The sequence below is a fragment of the Nocardia sp. NBC_00881 genome (genome assembly GCF_045207455.1).
Lineage (GTDB): Bacteria > Actinomycetota > Actinomycetes > Mycobacteriales > Mycobacteriaceae > Nocardia.
Window position 1 is genome coordinate 8,254,848 of sequence record NZ_CP108798.1, and the last position, 18,129, is coordinate 8,272,976.

General features: G+C 67.8%; 20 protein-coding genes and 1 tRNA gene. 13 read left to right on the forward strand and 8 right to left on the reverse strand.

Features of this window, described 5'->3' with window-relative positions:
- The first annotated feature begins 55 nt into the window (after positions 1-55).
- Together OH799_RS35105 and hisI are read left to right on the forward strand one after the other, a co-directional pair.
- Complete coding sequence (locus OH799_RS35105) at positions 56-1,000, forward strand: TIGR03564 family F420-dependent LLM class oxidoreductase (RefSeq protein ID WP_406273501.1); 945 nt, start codon at positions 56-58, stop codon at positions 998-1,000.
- Between the two features lie 49 nt (positions 1,001-1,049).
- Positions 1,050-1,397 carry a phosphoribosyl-AMP cyclohydrolase gene (hisI, locus tag OH799_RS35110; protein WP_406273504.1) on the forward strand — a complete coding sequence of 116 codons (348 nt, stop codon included), beginning with the start codon at positions 1,050-1,052 and terminating at the stop codon, positions 1,395-1,397.
- A 26-nt stretch (positions 1,398-1,423) separates the two neighbouring features.
- Here hisI and OH799_RS35115 read toward each other — a convergent pair whose 3' ends face one another.
- The 4 genes from OH799_RS35115 to OH799_RS35130 form a co-directional block, all read right to left on the reverse strand.
- Positions 1,424-1,861: a MarR family winged helix-turn-helix transcriptional regulator gene (locus OH799_RS35115; RefSeq protein WP_406282892.1), complete on the reverse strand. Its 438-nt coding sequence runs from the start codon at positions 1,859-1,861 to the stop codon at positions 1,424-1,426.
- Between the two features lie 203 nt (positions 1,862-2,064).
- The gene (locus OH799_RS35120; protein WP_406273507.1) at positions 2,065-2,649 is read right to left on the reverse strand and encodes a permease; all 585 of its coding nucleotides are present in this window, start codon (positions 2,647-2,649) and stop codon (positions 2,065-2,067) included.
- 64 nt (positions 2,650-2,713) lie between these two features.
- Complete coding sequence (locus OH799_RS35125; RefSeq protein ID WP_406282895.1) at positions 2,714-3,169, reverse strand: peroxiredoxin; 456 nt, start codon at positions 3,167-3,169, stop codon at positions 2,714-2,716.
- A 172-nt stretch (positions 3,170-3,341) separates the two neighbouring features.
- On the reverse strand, positions 3,342-3,575 hold the full coding sequence (locus OH799_RS35130; protein ID WP_357268573.1) for a hypothetical protein: 234 nt from the start codon (positions 3,573-3,575) through the stop codon (positions 3,342-3,344).
- A gap of 259 nt (positions 3,576-3,834) precedes the next feature.
- Between OH799_RS35130 and OH799_RS35135 the strand changes: the two genes are divergently transcribed.
- From OH799_RS35135 to OH799_RS35185, 11 genes are all read left to right on the forward strand, one after another.
- Positions 3,835-5,394, forward strand: a complete 1,560-nt coding sequence (locus tag OH799_RS35135; protein WP_406273510.1) for an anthranilate synthase component I — start codon at positions 3,835-3,837, stop codon at positions 5,392-5,394.
- Entirely contained in the window at positions 5,391-6,203 is an 813-nt protein-coding gene (locus tag OH799_RS35140; RefSeq protein WP_406273513.1) for a TIGR02234 family membrane protein, read from the forward strand. The genes OH799_RS35135 and OH799_RS35140 overlap by 4 nt, the downstream gene beginning before the upstream one ends.
- Before the next feature lie 183 nt (positions 6,204-6,386).
- Positions 6,387-7,205, forward strand: coding sequence for an indole-3-glycerol phosphate synthase TrpC (gene trpC / locus OH799_RS35145; RefSeq protein ID WP_357268579.1), 819 nt, complete (start codon positions 6,387-6,389; stop codon positions 7,203-7,205).
- On the forward strand, positions 7,202-8,476 hold the full coding sequence (gene trpB / locus OH799_RS35150; RefSeq protein WP_406273516.1) for a tryptophan synthase subunit beta: 1,275 nt from the start codon (positions 7,202-7,204) through the stop codon (positions 8,474-8,476). Before trpC ends, trpB begins: the two co-directional genes overlap by 4 nt.
- Positions 8,473-9,273 carry a tryptophan synthase subunit alpha gene (trpA, locus tag OH799_RS35155; RefSeq protein ID WP_406273519.1) on the forward strand — a complete coding sequence of 267 codons (801 nt, stop codon included), beginning with the start codon at positions 8,473-8,475 and terminating at the stop codon, positions 9,271-9,273. The genes trpB and trpA overlap by 4 nt, the downstream gene beginning before the upstream one ends.
- Positions 9,274-9,522: 249 nt before the next feature.
- On the forward strand, positions 9,523-10,689 hold the full coding sequence (gene lgt, locus OH799_RS35160; RefSeq protein ID WP_406273522.1) for a prolipoprotein diacylglyceryl transferase: 1,167 nt from the start codon (positions 9,523-9,525) through the stop codon (positions 10,687-10,689).
- A 217-nt stretch (positions 10,690-10,906) separates the two neighbouring features.
- Positions 10,907-11,473 carry an NINE protein gene (locus OH799_RS35165; protein WP_406273525.1) on the forward strand — a complete coding sequence of 189 codons (567 nt, stop codon included), beginning with the start codon at positions 10,907-10,909 and terminating at the stop codon, positions 11,471-11,473.
- A gap of 223 nt (positions 11,474-11,696) precedes the next feature.
- On the forward strand, positions 11,697-12,422 hold the full coding sequence (locus OH799_RS35170; RefSeq protein WP_406282898.1) for an amino acid ABC transporter substrate-binding protein: 726 nt from the start codon (positions 11,697-11,699) through the stop codon (positions 12,420-12,422).
- A 12-nt stretch (positions 12,423-12,434) separates the two neighbouring features.
- Positions 12,435-13,103, forward strand: coding sequence for an amino acid ABC transporter permease (locus OH799_RS35175; protein WP_406273528.1), 669 nt, complete (start codon positions 12,435-12,437; stop codon positions 13,101-13,103).
- Between the two features lie 92 nt (positions 13,104-13,195).
- Positions 13,196-14,614 carry a pyruvate kinase gene (gene pyk / locus OH799_RS35180; protein ID WP_406273531.1) on the forward strand — a complete coding sequence of 473 codons (1,419 nt, stop codon included), beginning with the start codon at positions 13,196-13,198 and terminating at the stop codon, positions 14,612-14,614.
- A gap of 92 nt (positions 14,615-14,706) precedes the next feature.
- Positions 14,707-15,534: an acyl-CoA thioesterase II gene (locus OH799_RS35185; RefSeq protein WP_357268780.1), complete on the forward strand. Its 828-nt coding sequence runs from the start codon at positions 14,707-14,709 to the stop codon at positions 15,532-15,534.
- Positions 15,535-15,540: 6 nt separating this feature from the next.
- Here the strand turns inward: OH799_RS35185 and OH799_RS35190 are convergent, their stop codons facing one another.
- The 4 genes from OH799_RS35190 to OH799_RS35205 form a co-directional block, all read right to left on the reverse strand.
- Entirely contained in the window at positions 15,541-15,963 is a 423-nt protein-coding gene (locus OH799_RS35190) for a hypothetical protein (protein WP_406273534.1), read from the reverse strand.
- Positions 15,964-16,092: 129 nt separating this feature from the next.
- Positions 16,093-16,713, reverse strand: coding sequence for a low molecular weight phosphatase family protein (locus OH799_RS35195; RefSeq protein ID WP_406273537.1), 621 nt, complete (start codon positions 16,711-16,713; stop codon positions 16,093-16,095).
- A gap of 192 nt (positions 16,714-16,905) precedes the next feature.
- On the reverse strand, positions 16,906-17,418 hold the full coding sequence (locus tag OH799_RS35200) for a monooxygenase family protein (RefSeq protein ID WP_406273539.1): 513 nt from the start codon (positions 17,416-17,418) through the stop codon (positions 16,906-16,908).
- A gap of 491 nt (positions 17,419-17,909) precedes the next feature.
- Positions 17,910-17,993, reverse strand: a tRNA-Leu gene (locus OH799_RS35205).
- Between the last annotated feature and the right edge of the window lie 136 nt (positions 17,994-18,129).

The following is an 18,129-nucleotide window of genomic DNA, read 5'->3' on the forward strand; positions in this document are numbered from 1 at the left end:
TTGGCGGAATTCCGCCGCGGGGGAAGGCGCGCAGCCCCACCGCGTTCCTTCAGGTATGACCATCGGAATCGCGCTGTCCCCGTTCGCGCTCGACGCCACCGACAACGCGGTGGACGCTGCGGTAGCGCTCGGCGAGGAGGTGGCCGCCGCCGGGTTGTCCTCGCTCTGGTTCGGCCAGACGTTCACCAGTGACGCCATCGCGCTGGCCACCATGGTGGGCCGCGCCGTGCCGGAGCTCGAGGTGGGCACATCCGCGGTGCCGATCACCGCGCGACATCCGCTGCTGATCGCCGGTCAGGCGCAGACCGCGCAGGCGGCGACGCACGGCCGATTCACGCTCGGCCTCGGGCTCGGCGCGAAGTCGCTCGCCGAATCGGCGTTCGGCGGGTCCTTCGACCGGCCGATCACCCGGCTGCGCGAGTTCCTGACCGCGCTGCGCACCGTGCTGCACACCGGCGCGGTCGACTTCCACGGCGAGACGCTCACCGCCGCGCCGCCGCTGCCGGCCGCGGTCGCCGGCGCGCGACCGCCCGTGCCCGTTCTGGTGGCCGCCATGGGTCCGCAGGTGCTGCGCGCCACCGGCGAGCTGGCCGACGGCACCCTGCCCTTCCTGGTCAGCCCGAAGGCACTCGCCCAGCACATCGTCGCGCCGATCATCGCGGCCGCCGAGCGGGCGAGCAGGCCCAGCCCGCGGATCACGGTCCTCGTGCCCGGCGTGGTCACCGCCGACGTGGACGCCGCGCGCGCGGCCGCGGCAGCCCAGACCGCGTTCTACGACGACATCCCGTCTTATGCGCGCATCATCGAGCTGTCGGGCGCATCTCGCGCCGCCGATCTCGTGGTGATCGGCGCCGAGGAGATGATCGCTGCGCGCGTCGAGGAGTACTTCGCGGCGGGCGCGACGGATGTTGTGTTCTCGCAGACCGACCTGACCACCCCCGAGGACCAGCGGCGCACCTGGCAGGTCCTCGGCGAGTTGCGGCGCTCCCACGCGAACTGAGCGAGAACCTCCGGCATCGACCGCACGACGTGCCTGTTATAACCGTGCTATGAGTCTCGATCCCGCCATCGCAGCCCGTCTCAAGCGCAACGACGCCGGGCTGGTGTCCGCCGTCGCGCAGGAGCGTGCCACCGGTGACGTGCTGATGGTCGCGTGGATGGACGACGAGGCCCTTGCGCGGACGCTGGAAACCCGCAAGGCGACGTACTATTCGCGCTCGCGGCAACAGTATTGGGTCAAGGGGGAGACCTCCGGTCACACCCAGTACGTGCACGAGGTGCGGCTCGACTGCGACGGCGACACGATCCTGCTCGTCGTCGATCAGGAAGGCGCCGCCTGCCACACCGGCACGCGCACGTGCTTCGACTCGGATGTGCTGCTGGCTGCCCGGTCCTGAACGCGCCCGCCCAGGAGCCGGACGGCCTACTGGTTGTCCTTACCAGAAGGGGTGAGCCCGCCGGGCTCGTTCAGTGCGTCGGCCAAATGCTCGGCCAGCCGCTCGCCGAGTTCGGCGAGTTGGGCCGTCTGATCGGCGTCCAAACCGTCGAGCACCATGTGCCGCACCGCGTCCAGATATCCGGGCGCGGCCTCGATGACCTTCAGATATCCGTCGTCGGTCAGCGCGGCGTGCACGCCGCGTCGACCGGCGGTCGCCGACCGCTGCGCCCAGCCCATGCGCTCCAGCTTCGACACCACATGGGACAGCCGTGATAGCGATGCATTTGCCTTCTGGGCAAGCTCACTCATCTGCAGCCGATGCCCCGGTTCCTCGGACAGCAGGGTAAGCACCCAGTACTCGAAATGCGTCATGCCGGACTCGCGCTGCAGCTGGGTGTCCAAAGCGCCTGGTAGACGGGTCATCAGCGCCACGGTCGCGCGCCAAGCTCGTTGTTCGACGGGGTCTAGCCACTTCGTCACTGTGCGCCTTCTTTCAAGCCAAGTGACGTGGTTTCGGTGGTCAGCTAGTGACTATGGAAAACGTGTTCGCAGTCACCCGTGATAGTGAGTTTGCCATGACTTCGCTCGACCGTCACAAAGATGGGCGTATGACATGAGTTCACTCATCAGGCCTCCGGGTGTGTCGAGCTGGGGCCTGCCGTCGGGGCCGGTGCGGTGGGCTGTCCGGTCGACTTTCTCGGGTGCCTGCGTCGCCACTTGCGCAGCAGGACCAGGCCGACCACGGCGAGAAACACCAGTACCGCCACGATCGCGCCGACGAGGGAGGCGCCGCGGAACGCGGGCGCGTCGACGTCCAGAATCCGTTCGCCCGCATGGGCGGCGTTACTGCGGCCCAGCACGATGGTCAGGGTCATCAGGTTGGGGATCGCGGCCAGGATCGCGACGACCACCGCCGCGCCCGCGAGGAATCTGCCTGCCCTGCGGCGCCAGGCCAGCACGGCCGACAGCAACAGGAAAAGCGGCACGGCGGTACCCAATCCGCCGTAGACCAGGCCCCAGCCGATGCCCTTGGCGAAGCTGCCTCCCACCACGCCCGCGAGGCGCTGCGCCCACCAGCGCGGAATGAACGCGGCCAGGATGAAGTAGGCGATGACGAGGACCGCGAGGATCGCGAGTCCACCGATGATCCGCGCGCGCCAAGTGGCCCACATGGATTTCTGTCCGCCCGGCTGAACCTCGGTCGACGTCATGAATCCAGCGTAAGCCGGACCATCGGTGCGGACCGGGCTCCGTGGACGCGGCGCGTCGCGCCGTCTACCTGGTGCTGAGGAACTTCAGGGCCTCGTCGGCGTGCACGGCGGCGCGCAGCTCGCCGCTGACGATCTTGCTGATCGTGCGATCGGTGTCGATGACGAACGTCTGCCGCTTCACCGGCGCCAGCTTGCCGAGTAGCCCGCGTTTGACGCCGAACCGCGCCGCGACCGCGCCGTCGGAGTCGGAGAGCAGTGGATAGCCGAGGCGCTGCTTGTCGGCGAACCCGGCCTGGGTCTCCACACTGTCGGTGCTGATGCCGACGCAGGTGGCGCCGACGGCGGCGAACTCGGCGGCCAGATCACGGAAGTGACAGGCTTCGGCCGTGCAGACCGGGGTGTTTGCGGCGGGATAGAAGAAAAGAACCAGCGGGCCGTCCGCCAGCAACGCGTCGAGCGAGCGGGGCGTGCCGGACTGATCGGGAAGCTCGAAGTGTGGAGCGAGCTGTCCTGGCTGCATGACCGAGAACACTACCGGCACCGGGCCGATTCGGCATTCGGCCACCGGTGTCGTGCCCGCACGGTGGGGGTTCCTGGTGCTCGTGCCCGCCGCGAGCCGCTGCGATGCGATCGCCTGGGTCGGTTGGCCGGGCACGAGCCGAGGGGTGCGCGGCGCGTCCGCCGCGGTGCGGCTACGCGCCGATGAGCGCGGCCACCTCGGGATTCTTGATCGCCATGACGTCGAGGATGCCGTGCGCGCGCAGGAAAGGCTTCAGTTCCTTGATGCGATCGCTGTGCGTGGCGTACTCGTCCGGAAAGTGGTTCTTGTCCAAGGACTCCAGCGCTTTGACATAGGTGACGAAAGACGCGAGGGCGTTGATCGAACCGGTGGTCTGCTGGTGGCCCATCTGACTCATGCCTGCCATCCGTGGAGCGTAGGTAGGCGGGGCACCGTGGCCCGGGAGGGGCGCTACCGGTTGCGAGGGGTACATCAGTTGTTTCCTCTCGAGGTGGATACCGCATGCGACGTCGAACGCAGCGAGTGTAGTGACGGCCGACACAGGTCCTGCATTCGCGTAGGAACCGGACGGTCGACTGTCCGATTTGTCGGGCTCGCCAGCCTGTGCTGTCGCAGTCACCGACACCGCCGACCGACGTGTCGACCCCACCTGGGATGATGAGCGCATGCCAGGCGCGTCCACTCCCACCACCACGACCCGCGAACAGTTCCATCAGCTGGCCGCGGAGCATCGGGTTGTCCCGGTGATCCGAAAGGTGCTGGCGGACTCCGAAACTCCGCTGTCGACCTACCGGAAGCTGGCCGGTGACCGGGCGGGCACCTTCCTGTTCGAGTCCGCGGAGAACGGACGGTCCTGGTCGCGCTGGTCGTTCATCGGCGCGGGCAGCCCGTCGGCGCTGACCGTCGTCGACGGCGAGGCCGCCTGGCTGGGCCATATCCCGGCCGACGCGCCCTCCGGGGGCGATCCGCTGGTCGCGCTGCGCGAGACCCTGGAACTGTTGCGGACCGAGCGGTTGCCCGGCCTTCCTCCACTGACCAGCGGCATGGTCGGCTACCTGGGCTACGACGCGGTGCGCAGGATCGAGCGCCTTCCGAACCTGGCGCTGGACGACCTGCGACTGCCGGAGATGGTGCTGCTGCTGGCCACCGACCTTGCCGCATTCGACCACCACGAGGGCGCGATCACGCTGATCGCCAACGCGGTCAACTGGAACGGCACCGCCGAGCGGGCCGATGAGGCCTATGACGACGCGGTGGCCAGGCTGGACCGGATGACCGAGGCGCTCGGCGCGCCGGCCGATTCCACCGTTTCGGTGTTCGACCAGCCCGAACCGCGGTACCGGCGCAGGCGTACCACCGAGGAATTCGGCGCCGGCGTGCGTCGCCTGGTCAAGGAGATCGAGGCGGGCGAGGCGTTCCAGGTAGTGCTGTCGCAGCGCTTCGAAATGGACTACGACGGCGCGCCGCTGGACCTGTACCGGATGCTGCGCGCCTCGAACCCGAGCCCGTACATGTATCTGCTGCACATCCCGGACGGCGAGGGTGGCACCGCGTTCTCGATCGTCGGGTCCAGCCCGGAATCGCTGGTGACCGTGAAAGACGGTGTCGCGACGACCCATCCGATCGCAGGCACCCGCTGGCGCGGCGTCAGCGAGGAAGAGGACTTGCTGCTGGAGAAGGGCCTGCTCGCCGACGAGAAGGAGAACGCAGAGCACCTCATGCTCGTCGATCTCGGCCGCAACGATTTGGGCAGGGTGTGCGAGCCGGGCACCGTGCGGGTCACCGAGTATCGGCACATCGAGCGGTACAGCCACGTCATGCACCTGGTGTCGACGGTGTCGGGTCAGCTGGCGTCCGGCCGGATCGCGTTGGACGCGGTGCGGGCCTGCTTCCCGGCGGGCACGCTCTCCGGCGCGCCCAAGGTGCGGGCGATGGAGCTGATCGAGGAGCTGGAGCCGACCCGTCGCGGCGTCTACGGCGGTGTCGTCGGTTACTTGGACTTCGCTGGTGACGCGGACACCGCGATCGCCATCCGCACGGCATTGCTGAAGGACGGCACGGCCTACGTCCAGGCCGGCGCGGGCGTGGTCGCGGACTCGGACCCCGACTACGAAGACGTCGAATCGCGCAACAAGGCGATGGCGGTGTTGAAGGCGATCGCGGCGGCCGAGACGGTCCGGGCCTACGGCGCGGATCCGCGTGCGGCGAACGGCGGAGCCCGATGACGGCCGACCCCGACGGTGAACCGGGCACCGCCCGGGAGCACGCGACCGAGGCGGACGCCGAAGCCGGGCGGGCATCCATCCCGCCACCGAACGATTCAGGGGCGGCCACCAGCGCCGACACCGGATCCGGCCGCAGGTATCCGGTCGGCCCCGTCGTGCTGCTCGCGCTGGCCGCCACCGCGCTTTGGGGCTCCTCCCGGATGACCTGGGTGACGATTGCCTCCTCCGACGGCCTCACCCAGCCGCGCACCGACCAGCTCAACGGCGGTGTGTGGTTCGGCGCGCTGACGCCGCTGGCACTGGTGCTGCTCGCCTCGATCGCGACCGTGCTGGCCACGAGGGGCTGGCTGCGCCGCGTGGTCGGCGTGCTCATCGCGCTGGTCGCCGCGGTGGCCGCGGTGCCGGCGTTCGCGCTGCTGACCAACTCCGGCAAGATCGCCGAACGCGCCGCCGAACTCGCTGAACTCCCGGCCCGCGCGCAGGTGGGGGAGGCGACGGCGTCGGCGTTACCGGCCGTGCTCGCGTTGCTCGGAGCGATCGCGGCGTTCGCGGCGGGCGCCCTGTTGACCCGCATGCCCGCCGAGACCGGGCGGCTGTCCGGCAAGTACGACAACCCGGTCTTCCGGCGCGCCGCCGCCACGGCGGAGGTCACCCAGCGGCGTACGGAGACTTCGGAGGCAGAGCCGCCGCCTCAGCTGTCGGAGCGCGTGCTGTGGGACGCGCTGGACGCGGGTACCGACCCGACCGAGGAGTCAGCCCCTCCGGACGGACGATCCGGACCCGGTAAAGCGGGCAGACATGAACGCTGAGCTGCTCCCGCGTGGCGGCTGTGACGGGTCTTACCTTGTGCCAGACCCTTCCACGTGGTCCAACACAAACCCCGGCGCAAAGGCGGCGGGTCCTTCCATTTATTCTTTGTCAGCATCGGTGAGACAGCGCCTGGGGGGATTCTCAGGTAGCAAGTCCGTCTCCCCAGAAAGGATTCGAGCCAGATGACGGTACTCGACTCGATTCTCGACGGGGTCCGCGCGGATGTGGCCGCTCGGGAAGCCCTTCTCGACTTCCAGGCGGTCAAGGCCAAGGCTGCCGCGGCGCCTGCGCCGTTGGACGCCCGCGCCGCGCTCCTCGAAGACGGCATCGGCGTCATCGCCGAGGTCAAGCGGGCCAGTCCGTCCAAGGGCGAGCTCGCGGACATCCCGGACCCGGCGAGCCTGGCCAAAGCCTACGAGGACGGCGGCGCCCGGATCATCAGCGTGCTCACCGAGAGCCGCCGCTTCAACGGGTCACTGGATGATTTGGACGCGGTCCGTGCCACGGTGAACATCCCGATCCTGCGCAAGGACTTCGTCGTCGGTCCGTACCAGATCCACGAGGCCCGCGCGCACGGCGCGGATGTCATCCTGCTGATCGTCGCGGCGCTGGAGCAGGACGTGCTGTCCTCGCTGATCGACCGCACCGAATCGCTGGGCATGACCGCGCTGGTCGAAGTGCACACCGAGGAGGAGGCCGATCGCGCGCTCGAGGCGGGCGCCTCCGTGATCGGCGTGAACGCCCGCGACCTCAAGACGCTCGAGGTCGACCGTGACGTGTTCGCGCGGATCGCGCCCGGCCTGCCCACCGAGGTCATCCGGATCGCCGAGTCCGGCATTCGCGGCACCGCTGACCTGCTGGCCTACGCGGGCGCGGGCGCGGACGCCGTTCTCGTCGGCGAGGGTCTGGTGACCAGCGGCGATCCCCGCGCCGCTGTGTCCGAGCTGGTGACCGCGGGTACCCATCCGTCCTGCCCTAAGCCCGCGCGGCGGGGCCGGTGACAGGAGTGGGGTCGCTACCTCAGGCGAGCGACGGCGTTGCCCAGCGCAGCGGTCACGAGCCGGACACGGGCGGGCACTTCGGCGTCTACGGCGGACGGCACGTCCCCGAGGCGCTGATGGCGGTGATCGAGGAGGTCACCGTCGAGTACGAGAAGTCACGCATCGACGAGTCCTTCCTCAACGAGCTCGATCGGTTGCAGCGCGACTACACCGGCCGTCCCTCGCCGGTGTTCGAATGCAAGCGTCTCGCCGAGCACGCGGGTGGCGCGCGCATCCTGCTCAAGCGCGAGGACCTGAACCACACCGGTTCGCACAAGATCAACAACGTGCTCGGCCAGGCCCTGCTCGCCAAGCGGATGGGCAAGAAGCGGGTGATCGCCGAGACCGGGGCGGGCCAGCACGGTGTCGCCACCGCGACCGCGTGTGCGCTGCTGGGCTTGGACTGCGTGGTCTACATGGGCGCAGTCGACACCGCGCGCCAGGCGCTGAACGTGGCCCGCATGCGGCTGCTCGGCGCCGAAGTGGTTTCGGTGCGCTCCGGCTCGCAGACCCTGAAGGACGCCATCAACGAGGCGCTGCGCGACTGGGTGACCAACGCCGACGACACCTACTACTGCTTCGGCACCGCCGCGGGCCCGCACCCGTTCCCGATGCTGGTGCGCGATTTCCAGCGCGTCGTCGGCTTGGAGGCCCGCGCCCAAGTGCAGGCGTCGACCGGCAGGCTGCCCGACGCGGTCGCCGCCTGCGTCGGCGGCGGCTCCAACGCCATCGGCATCTTCCACGCATTCCTCGACGACGCCGAGGTCCGCCTGATCGGCTACGAGGCCGCCGGTGACGGCGTCGAAACCGGACGCCACGCGGCCACTTTTACCGGCGGAACGCCGGGCGCCTTCCAGGGCGCCTACTCCTACTTGCTGCAGGACGCGGACGGCCAGACCATCGAGTCACACTCGATCTCGGCGGGCCTGGACTACCCGGGCGTCGGCCCCGAGCACGCCTACCTCAAGGACATCGGGCGTGCCGAGTACCGGCCGGTCACCGACACCGAGGCGATGGACGCGCTGCTGCTGCTCAGCCGCGCCGAGGGCATCATCCCGGCGATCGAGTCCGCACATGCGGTAGCGGGCGCGCTGCAACTAGGCAAGGAGCTCGGCCCGGGCGCGATCATCCTGGTGAATCTCTCCGGCCGGGGTGACAAGGACATGGACACGGCGGCGCGGTGGTTCCGGCTGTTCGATGGCGAGACCGAGCCGAAGGAAACGCACCAGTGAGCCAGCAGTCCCGCCTCGCCAACACCTTCGCGGCCTGCCGCGCCGATGACCGCGCCGCGCTGATCGGCTATCTGCCCGCGGGCTTCCCCGACCTCGCCGGTTCGATCGAGGTCGTCCGTGCGATGGTCGAATCCGGTTGTGACATCATCGAAGTCGGTGTCGCCTACTCCGATCCCGTGATGGACGGCCCGACCATTCAGGCCGCCGCCGAGCAGGCGCTGCGCGGCGGCGTCCGGGTCCGCGACGCATTCTCTGTGGTCGAGGCGGTCACCGGTGCGGGAGGCAAGGCCGTGGTGATGAGCTACTGGAATCCGGTGCTCCAGTACGGCGTCGACCGCTTCGCGCGCGATCTGGCTGCCGCGGGTGGCTCGGGCATCATCACCCCGAACCTGATCCCGGAGGAGGCCGACGACTGGTTCGTCGCCTCGGCAACGCACAACCTGGACCGCATCTTCCTGGTCGCGCCATCGTCCACGGAGGAGCGGCTGGTGAAGACGCTCGAGGCCAGCCGCGGCTTCGTGTACGCGGCCTCGACGATGGGTGTCACCGGAGCCCGTGACGTAGTGTCCTCGGCAGCGCCCGCGCTGTGCGCGCGTATCCGCGCCAACTCCGACATCCCGATCGGCGTCGGCCTCGGCGTGCGCTCGGGGGCTCAGGCCGCGGAAATCGCCTCGTACGCGGATGGAGTCATCGTCGGCTCGGCGCTGGTGAGCGCCGCGGCCGAGGGGCTGGACGCGGTCCGCGCCCTCACTGCCGAGCTTGCCGACGGTGTGCGCTCGGCGACCGTCGCGTCGTAGCCATTCCGAGCGAGGCGGTGAACCGCGCCGCTTCCGCCGTCGTAGGACGATTGTGCGTCGACCGGCCGGCATGACCGACTTCGGCGGCGAGCCTCGTCGTATTCTTGATTCTCGCACCGATGGTCGCTGTCTCGACCCGCGGTGAGCCGACCGTCCGCACCGCGCTCGGTGCCGCGACGCTGAGCCCCGCTGCGGCCGAGGGGGTGCGGTGGTGGCGGCGCGAGTGAGGATCTCCGCTACCGTGGCCCCGTGACCTTACGAGTCCTGGCAGACAGTGTCCTGGCCGACAGCGGCGCCGTGCTGGCCTACATTCCCAGCCCCTCGCAGGGTGTGTGGCATATCGGGCCGTTCCCGCTGCGAGCCTATGCCCTATGCATCATCCTCGGCATCATCGTCGCGATCTGGTGGGGCGAGCGGCGCTGGCGCGAACGCGGCGGCCAGCCCGGCGCGATTCTGGATGTCGCCATGTTCGCCGTGCCGTTCGGTCTCATCGGCGGCAGGCTCTACCATGTGGCCACCGACTGGCAGAAGTACTTCGGCTCGGGCGGGAATCCGGTCGACGCGCTGAAGATCTATCAGGGCGGACTCGGCATCTGGGGCGCGGTGCTGCTCGGTGGCGTCGGCGCATGGATCGGCTGCCGAGTGTACCGAATCCCATTGCCCGCGTTGGGTGACGCGGTCGCTCCGCCGATCCTGCTCGCTCAGGCCATCGGCCGGCTCGGCAACTACTTCAACCAGGAGTTGTACGGCCGCGAAACCGATGTGCCGTGGGGATTGCAGATCTTCCGCCGGGTCGGCGACGACGGACAGCTCGACCTGATGAACGGTGTCTCGACGGGGGTGGTCGACAAGATCGTGCATCCCACCTTCCTGTACGAGCTGATCTGGAACCTGCTCGTCGTCGCGCTGCTGGTGTTCGTGGACAAGCGCTTCAGGATCGGGCACGGTCGCCTGTTCGCGCTGTACGTCGTGGGCTACTGTTTCGGACGATTCTTCGTCGAGCTGATGCGCGACGACGAGGCGACAAAGATCGCCGGCATCCGGATCAACTCGTTCACCTCAGCGGTGGTGTTCCTGGCCGCTCTGGCCTACTTCGTATTCGCGACAAAAGGACGCGAGACCGCCGCACAGTTGCAGCCCAGAGGGACCGCCACGTCGGCGGAGACGGCAGCACCTGATGTTGCTGCGGCGTCGGAAAAGGCGTCGGGCGCAGCCGCCGCCGATGAAGGCACCGCCGACAGCCGGGGCGACGACGGCTCGGGGACATCCGATGCTCAGGCGGGCGCGCAGACCGACAACGACTCCGGCGCGAATGCGTCCGCCGACGCCGAGGCGCCCGCGCCGGGCGGGACCGTCGAAACGGGTAAGCCCTCCGTGGCTGAACCCGACAGGACCGGTTCCGACGGGACTGATTGACGAGGCCGCAAGTCCGACCGATACCGCCAACGCCGGATTTCGTCTACGGCAACGAACAAGGGACGCGGGGCGATAACCGCTGCGAGCGCCGAATGCCCAGGGGCGACAATCCCGGTCGATCCCGGTAACAATGACTCGGATCGTCGGAAGCGGTATCCCGGCGGTTCATCAATATCGGGGGCCGACAAGGGTGCCCGCACGAATGAGGAGGACATGAGTGACCGACCCTTACCAGCAGAACCCAGGAGTCGGCGGTCCGCAGTACGGCCCGTCCGGTACGGGTCCGGATTTGAACAAGCCGCAGGACGCGCCGAGTCAGCCGCAGTACAGCCCACCGTCGGACCCCTACGCCCAGCAGCAGGCCCCGTACGGTCAGCCCCAGTATGGTCAGCCCGCTGCTCCGTACGGTCAGCCCCAGTACGGTCAGCCCGCTGACCCGTACGGTCAGCCGCAGTACGGTCAGCAGCCCGGCGGCTACCCACCCGCGCCGTACGTCGGCGGCCCACAGGGCTACAACCCGAACGACCCGGAGGCGCCGTGGGGTCGGGATCCCTACGGTGTGCCGCTGTCGGACAAGCAGAAGATGATCGCGGGCATGCTGCAGATCTTCATCGGCAGTTTCGGCGTCGGCCGCTTCTACCTGGGCTATACCGGCCTGGGCGTCGCCCAGCTGTTGGTCACCATCTTTACCTGCGGCCTCGGCGGCATCTGGGGCCTCATCGACGGCATCATGATCCTGGTCGGCAAGGTGCCTGATCCCAACGGTCGCCCGCTGCGCGACTGACCGCGGGGCATCGACACGACGGGGAGGCGGGCACGACGTGCCCGCCTCCCCGCGTACACGGATGCGAAATCAACGAGCACAACCGTGCGGCGCACGATGATCGAGATACTGTCCATCGCACAGGCCCGGGCGTACCATGGGCCGGATTTTGCGTGTCGTGTGTGGAGTTCCACGCACCGGAGAGAGGGATACCCCCGTGCGTCGCAGTCTGCTCGCCGCCGCCATGCTCGTCATCGTCGCCGCCAGTGGGCTCAGCGCCTGCGGCAGCAGCGACCCTAATGTGTTGAAGGTCGGCACCGAGGGCACCTACTCGCCGTTCAGCTTCCAGGGTTCCGACGGAAAGCTCACCGGCTACGACGTCGAGGTGATCCAGGCGGTCGGCGACAAGCTCGGCAAGAAGGTCGAGTTCGTGCAGACACCGTGGGACGCCATCTTCGCCGGCCTGGAGTCCAAGCGGTTCGCGCTGGTCGCCAACCAGGTGACGGTGAGCGACGAGCGCAAGAACAAGTACGCGCTGTCCACGCCCTACACCACCTCGGCGGGCGTGATCGTCACCCACGCCGACAACAACGCCATCTCCACCCTCGCCGACCTGAACGGCAAGACTAGCGCTCAGTCGGCCACGAGCAACTGGAGCAAGGTCGCCACCGACGCGGGCGCGAAGGTCGAGGCCGTGGAGGGCTTCGTGCAAGCCGTCCAGCTGCTGAAGAACGGCCGTGTCGACGCCACCGTCAACGACAACCTCGCCGTCGCCGAGTACACCAAGAAGACCGGAGACACCACCGTGAAGATCGCGGGCAGGACCGGAGCGGTGAGCCAGCAGGCTTTCGCCGCCCGCAAGGGCGACGCGCTGATCGCCGACGTGGACAGGGCGCTCGATCAGCTGCGCGCCGATGGCACCCTGGCGAAGATCTCCGATAAGTACTTCGGCACCGACGTCAGCCGGTAGCCGACTCCGTCCATGGACGCCGCCACGAGAGATCTCATCTGGCACAACCTGTGGCCGATGCTGCAGGCCACGCTCACCAAGACCATTCCGCTGACCGCGATCAGCTTCGCCATCGGCCTGGTGATCGCGCTGTTCGTCGCGCTGGCCAGGATGTCGCCGGTGTGGCCGCTGTCGGCGGCGGCCCGCTTCTATATCTCGATCATTCGCGGCACGCCGCTGCTGGTGCAGCTGTTCATCGTGTTCTACGCGCTGCCGCAGTTCGACATCGTGATCGACCCGTTCCCCGCGGCGGTGATCGCGTTCAGTCTCAACGTCGGCGGCTATGCGGCCGAGGTGGTGCGCGCAGCCATTCTCAGCGTCGCGGACGGGCAGTGGGAAGCGGCCGAGGCGCTGGGCATGTCATACCCGATGATGATGCGGCTGATCATCCTGCCGCAGGCGTCACGGATCGCGGTGCCGCCGCTGTCCAACACACTCATCTCGCTGGTGAAGGACACCTCGCTGGCCTCGACCATCCTGGTGACCGAACTGCTGCGGGCCGCGCAGCTGGCGGCGGCGCCGACCTTCGATTTCTTCGCGCTGTACGGAGTCGCGGCGATCTACTACTGGGTCATCTGCGTGGTCCTCGGATTCGGGCAGACCCGGCTGGAAACTCGGCTTGCCCGCCATGTGGCCCGATGATCAACGGTCTGTACTGCCCGTTCATATTTTTCATCAAGCTTTCACCATGGCCGGGAGACGACCCGGGCACCAGGCGGGACTAGGCTCTACCCGTGATGCGACGGACGAAGATTGTGTGCACGCTCGGCCCGGCCACTGCCACCGAGGACCGTATCCGCGAACTCGTCGAGAGCGGTATGGACGTGGCTCGGCTGAACTTCAGCCATGGCGAACACTCGGACCATGCCGAGAACTACAAGAAGGTGCGTCAGGCCTCGGACCACCTCGGCAGAGCGGTGGGCATTCTCGCCGACCTGCAGGGTCCGAAGATCCGCCTCGGCCGCTTCATCGAGGGCAAGACCGTCTGGGCGACGGGCGAAGAGGTCCGCATCACCGTCGACGACGTCGAAGGGACCCACGACCGGGTGTCCACCACCTACAAGGAGCTGGCCAAGGACGCCAAGCCCGGCGACCGGCTGCTGGTCGATGACGGCAAGGTGGGTGTCACCGTCACCCGGGTCGAAGCCAACGATGTGGTGTGCCGGGTGACCGAGGGCGGTCCGGTCTCGAACAACAAAGGCGTCTCGCTGCCCGGTATGGACGTGTCGGTGCCCGCGCTGTCGGAGAAGGACATCGAGGACCTCGAGTTCGCGCTGAAGCTCGGCGTCGACTTCATCGCGCTGTCGTTCGTGCGGTCCCCCTCCGACGTCGAGCTGGTGCACGACGTGATGGACCGAGTGGGCCGCCGGGTGCCGGTGATCGCCAAGCTGGAGAAGCCGGAGGCGATCGACAACCTGGAGGCCGTGGTGTTGGCCTTCGACGCGGTGATGGTCGCCCGCGGTGACCTCGGCGTCGAGCTGCCGCTCGAGCAGGTGCCGATTGTGCAGAAGCGCGCCATCCAGATGGCCCGCGAGAACGCCAAGCCGGTCATCGTGGCGACCCAGATGCTGGAGTCGATGATCGAGAACTCCCGCCCGACCCGCGCCGAAGCCTCGGACGTGGCGAACGCGGTGCTCGACGGCGCCGACGCGGTGATGTTGTCGGGTGAGACCTCAGTGGGTAAGTACCCGATCGAGACGGTGCGCACCATGGCGCGCATCGTGCACGCGGTGGAGACCGAGTCGACCCAGGTGCCCCCGCTGACCCACGTGCCGCGTACCAAGCGCGGCGTGATTTCGTACGCCGCGCGCGACATCGGCGAGCGGCTCAACGCCAAGGCGTTGGTCGCGTTCACTCAGTCGGGCGACACGGTGCGCCGCCTCGCGCGGTTGCACACCCCGCTGCCGCTGCTGGCGTTCACCCCGCTGCCGGAAGTGCGCAGCCAACTGGCGCTGACCTGGGGCACGGAGACTTTCATCGTGCCGACGGTGAACAGCACCGACGCGATGATCCACCAGGTCGATGTAGCACTTCTGTCGATGGAGCGATACCAAAAGGGTGACCTGGTGGTCATCGTGGCCGGGTCCCCGCCGGGTACCGTTGGCTCCACCAACCTGATCCACGTGCACCGAATCGGCGAGGAGGACCATTAGTGACTGCTTCCCTGAGTAGCGTCGGTGTCGAGGAGGCGCCCGCGGTGGGCTCCGACCTGGACGTGCTGCTGGGCCTGCTCGATCTGGAGCAGATGGACGAGGACGTGTTCGTCGGCCAGCACCCCGCGAAGGTGTGGAGCCGGACGTTCGGCGGTCAGCTCGTCTCGCAGGCGATCATGGCGGCGGGCCGGACGGTCGGTGACCGTCCGGTGCACGCCGTCAACGCGCATTTCGTGCGGGGCGGCGACGTGAAGAAGCCGATCGAGTACCGGGTGGACCGCCACCGGGACGGTCGCGCGTTCGCCAACCGCACAGTCACCGCCAGCCAGGACGGGCAAGAGCTGTTCGTCATGCTCGCCGCGTTCCAAGAATGGGGCAAGGGACTCGAGCACGCGCATGCGCAACCGGCCGTGCCCGATCCGGAGACGCTACCGCGGGTGGAGGAGAGTTTCGAAGGCTTGGAGGACAAGCTGGAGATGTTCGTCAATGCGCCGCACCCGATCGACCTGCGCTACACCAACGACCCGGCGTGGATCCTGAAGGGCACGGGGGAGCGGCTCAACCACAACCGGGTGTGGATGCGCGCGGACGGCCGGTTACCCGACGACCCGCTGATTCACGTTGCCGCGCTCGGTTATTCGTCCGACACCACGGTTCTGGACTCGATCATCACCACGCACGGGCTCTCCTGGGGCTTGGACCGGATCGTGGCGGCGACGATCAACCACTCGATTTGGTTCCACCGCCCCTTCCGTTTCGACGAGTGGGCGCTATATGCCACCGAGTCTCCTGTGGCCGCGGGCTCCCGCGGACTGGCGACCGGACGTTTCTACTCACGCAGCGGCGACCTGCTCGCCACCACGGTGCAGGAGGGGCTCATCCGCCACTTCCCCGCGCGCCGGCGGGAATCGGCGGAGTAGGTCCTTTTACAGCAGTTCGAGATCGATGTCGAGATCCACGTCGGTGCGTTGGGAGGCGCGGATCGAGACCGGGATCATCTCCTGTCCGGGCTCGGTCCGCGCGACGGCGTAGATTCCGTGCAGCAGTTGCCGTTCCAGCGCGGCCACGTCGTCGTCGGTGAGTTCGTCGGGCGCGCCGACGAGGCTGAGTGCGATCTCGTAGGTGGCCCGGGTGTCCGGCACTCGGTCCAGATGTAGTTCGCGCCAGTGAGTTTCGAGGGCCATGTGGGCCGGGTCGTCGGTGTCGACCGGCAGGGTGAAGCGCCAGGCGAACACGTCGCGGTCGGCGAGGTGGTCGTCCACCACCTCGCGAACGGTCTCGACGACGCGTTCGAGGGTCTTCGGTGTCACATAAACATGGAGCGAAACATCCGAAATTCTTTTCGGCATGTCTGATTCCTGTCGTGTGTCGAACCATCAACGGTGGAAGTTGCTGTCCGCGGGCAGTGTAAACCCTCGGGGCCGGAACTAAACACAGCCGGGTACTGCCTCTTTTTTTCGACGGTGTCCGAGCGCGGGTCAGCGCGTGCGCTGCGCGGCGAGAAAGGTCGCCAGCGGAGCGGGCGTCGCGCCAGGCCGGATCACCAGCCCGGATCGGTTGTCGTTCCGTGAACGGGGCTGCTCGTGCGGGGCGAGCGCCAGCAGCAGCGGGACGAGCGCCTCGGCGATGCTGTCGCCGACCTCGCAGAAAGCCTGCGCCGACAACCCGACCGGGTCGGCGATGTTCTCCCGGCCGACCAGCGACAGGTCGTTGCGCGCCTGATGCAGCTCGCTGACCGTGCGCGCGCCGGTGACGTGGGCTATCCGTTGCGCTTCCAACAGCGTGAAGGTGCGCGGCCCCCTACCTAAGCCCATTTCGATGGTCTGGTCGCGGATCTGCTCGGTCATCGCCAAGACCAGGTCAGCCTTGTCGATCATCTCGGACGTCAGGCGGCGGGCCCGGAAATTGCTCGGGTCGGCGCCGAGCCCGGTGATCGCCTGCGCGGCGAGCGGCTCGACCGGAAAACCCACTAATGCGCGGGTTCCCGCACTCTCGGCGGTGAGGTGGTGTAGGCCGTGTTCGACCGCGACGGCGCGGGTGAGCCGTTCGGCGATCGCCGAACGGCAAACGTTGCCGTTGCAGACGAACAAGACGTGCATACGCAACACGATAAACGGCGCGCACCATACCAGAAGTGCGGAAGTAGATTAATCCCAGCGGTGGGAACTCATGTTCATTTGCTGGTCGCGTGCTGTACATGAAAGGCACCGCTCGCGAGCCGGTGGCCTATGGCGTACGTCACTGTGAAATTGATGGAGTTCGCTGTCGTGACCCGCATGCCCTGGCGCGGACTACTTGGGTTCGTTGTCGTACAGCGCGGATTCGGGCACCACCGGCGCGACCTTGGCGGGTTTGTCCTCGACGCGTCCCCGGGTGGAGAAGGCCCGCCCGCGCGAGGCGATCACGGGCGCGAATCGGGCAAGCCCGGTCGCGGTGTCCATGTCGTCGTACATGGCGTCGATTCCGCCGCGCGCGAAGTACGCCTCGTGCCAGAATCCGGTGCCGCCGGAGTCGTGCAGGAACCGTTGCCACCAGTCGCGGTGTGGCGCCGAGCGGGTCCATGCTTCGAGGCTGTCGAGGTCGCGCCAGTATTGTCGAGCCCCCCAGTGCGGTGGGAACAGCGACCAGACGACGTCTTCGTGCAGGAGCAGTCCGTCCGGTCGATCCTGATGTGAGCGATACAGTTTGGGCCCGAGCCCGAGTAGTCGCAGCATGCCCCGTGGTCGTCTGACCCGCATCCCCAGGTAGATGACGACCAGGTCTGGATAGTCGGACAGATCGACGGTCGTCCTGTTCACCCGCATCGCATACCTCCGCCGGGGGGCCTACCGCCTACCCTACGCGGAACTACGATCCAGCGGCCGAAACGGTTCGATGAGAAACGCGGACCTCCTCGCGCTGCCCGTGAAGACACCCGACGAATCTCTGCCACGACCCCGATACGGCAGGAAATCGACGCCCACAGGCCCAACGCGACCCGGACGGCCCGGCATCCTCCCCGGAAATTTATGAACGCAACTCTCCCTGTTCGTAACATGCGGGGGTGCGGCCCGTCGAGCGAGCCTGAGGTTGAGGTTGCACGCCAGAAGGAATGACGGGCCGTCCCTGTGAAGGTTCTTCACCACGCCTGCGGAAAGCAGCCCCCTCGAACACGACATCTCATAACGCCACCACAAGTCCAGGGGTTTGGGGGCGTAGCCTCGCCGAGCGGGGTCTGGGGGGGTGGCACCCCCCAGAAAGAATGACGAGCGCCCCCGCAAGCGTTCTTTGCGAGCAGGGGCCGCCCAAAAGCGAGTGCCGAGTGTGGGACTCGAACCCACACGTCCTTTCGGACAACGGTTTTTGAGACCGTCGCGTCTGCCAGTTCCGCCAACTCGGCGCACCGGATGGCAACTATAGCGGGTACTGTGCGCCGGAAGCGAATGGGCTGTCTTCGGCAGTGCGAGGGGGGCGGTTTCCGCAGGGTATATGCGTTCTGTGCCGAAGTGAAAGGTACTCTTTACATCACTCGACAG

What these genes read in the sequence shown, in the direction of transcription:
- OH799_RS35105 (WP_406273501.1), top strand. Translation starts at nt 56, where the DNA reads ATGACCATCGGAATCGCGCTGTCCCCGTTCGCGCTCGACGCCACCGAC.
- hisI (WP_406273504.1), top strand. Translation starts at nt 1,050, where the DNA reads ATGAGTCTCGATCCCGCCATCGCAGCCCGTCTCAAGCGCAACGACGCC.
- OH799_RS35115 (WP_406282892.1), bottom strand. Translation starts at nt 1,861, where the DNA reads ATGACCCGTCTACCAGGCGCTTTGGACACCCAGCTGCAGCGCGAGTCC.
- OH799_RS35120 (WP_406273507.1), bottom strand. Translation starts at nt 2,649, where the DNA reads ATGACGTCGACCGAGGTTCAGCCGGGCGGACAGAAATCCATGTGGGCC.
- OH799_RS35125 (WP_406282895.1), bottom strand. Translation starts at nt 3,169, where the DNA reads ATGCAGCCAGGACAGCTCGCTCCACACTTCGAGCTTCCCGATCAGTCC.
- OH799_RS35130 (WP_357268573.1), bottom strand. Translation starts at nt 3,575, where the DNA reads ATGGCAGGCATGAGTCAGATGGGCCACCAGCAGACCACCGGTTCGATC.
- OH799_RS35135 (WP_406273510.1), top strand. Translation starts at nt 3,835, where the DNA reads ATGCCAGGCGCGTCCACTCCCACCACCACGACCCGCGAACAGTTCCAT.
- OH799_RS35140 (WP_406273513.1), top strand. Translation starts at nt 5,391, where the DNA reads ATGACGGCCGACCCCGACGGTGAACCGGGCACCGCCCGGGAGCACGCG.
- trpC (WP_357268579.1), top strand. Translation starts at nt 6,387, where the DNA reads ATGACGGTACTCGACTCGATTCTCGACGGGGTCCGCGCGGATGTGGCC.
- OH799_RS35170 (WP_406282898.1), top strand. Translation starts at nt 11,697, where the DNA reads ATGCTCGTCATCGTCGCCGCCAGTGGGCTCAGCGCCTGCGGCAGCAGC.
- OH799_RS35175 (WP_406273528.1), top strand. Translation starts at nt 12,435, where the DNA reads ATGGACGCCGCCACGAGAGATCTCATCTGGCACAACCTGTGGCCGATG.
- OH799_RS35185 (WP_357268780.1), top strand. Translation starts at nt 14,707, where the DNA reads ATGGACGAGGACGTGTTCGTCGGCCAGCACCCCGCGAAGGTGTGGAGC.
- OH799_RS35190 (WP_406273534.1), bottom strand. Translation starts at nt 15,963, where the DNA reads ATGCCGAAAAGAATTTCGGATGTTTCGCTCCATGTTTATGTGACACCG.
- OH799_RS35195 (WP_406273537.1), bottom strand. Translation starts at nt 16,713, where the DNA reads ATGCACGTCTTGTTCGTCTGCAACGGCAACGTTTGCCGTTCGGCGATC.
- OH799_RS35200 (WP_406273539.1), bottom strand. Translation starts at nt 17,418, where the DNA reads ATGCGGGTGAACAGGACGACCGTCGATCTGTCCGACTATCCAGACCTG.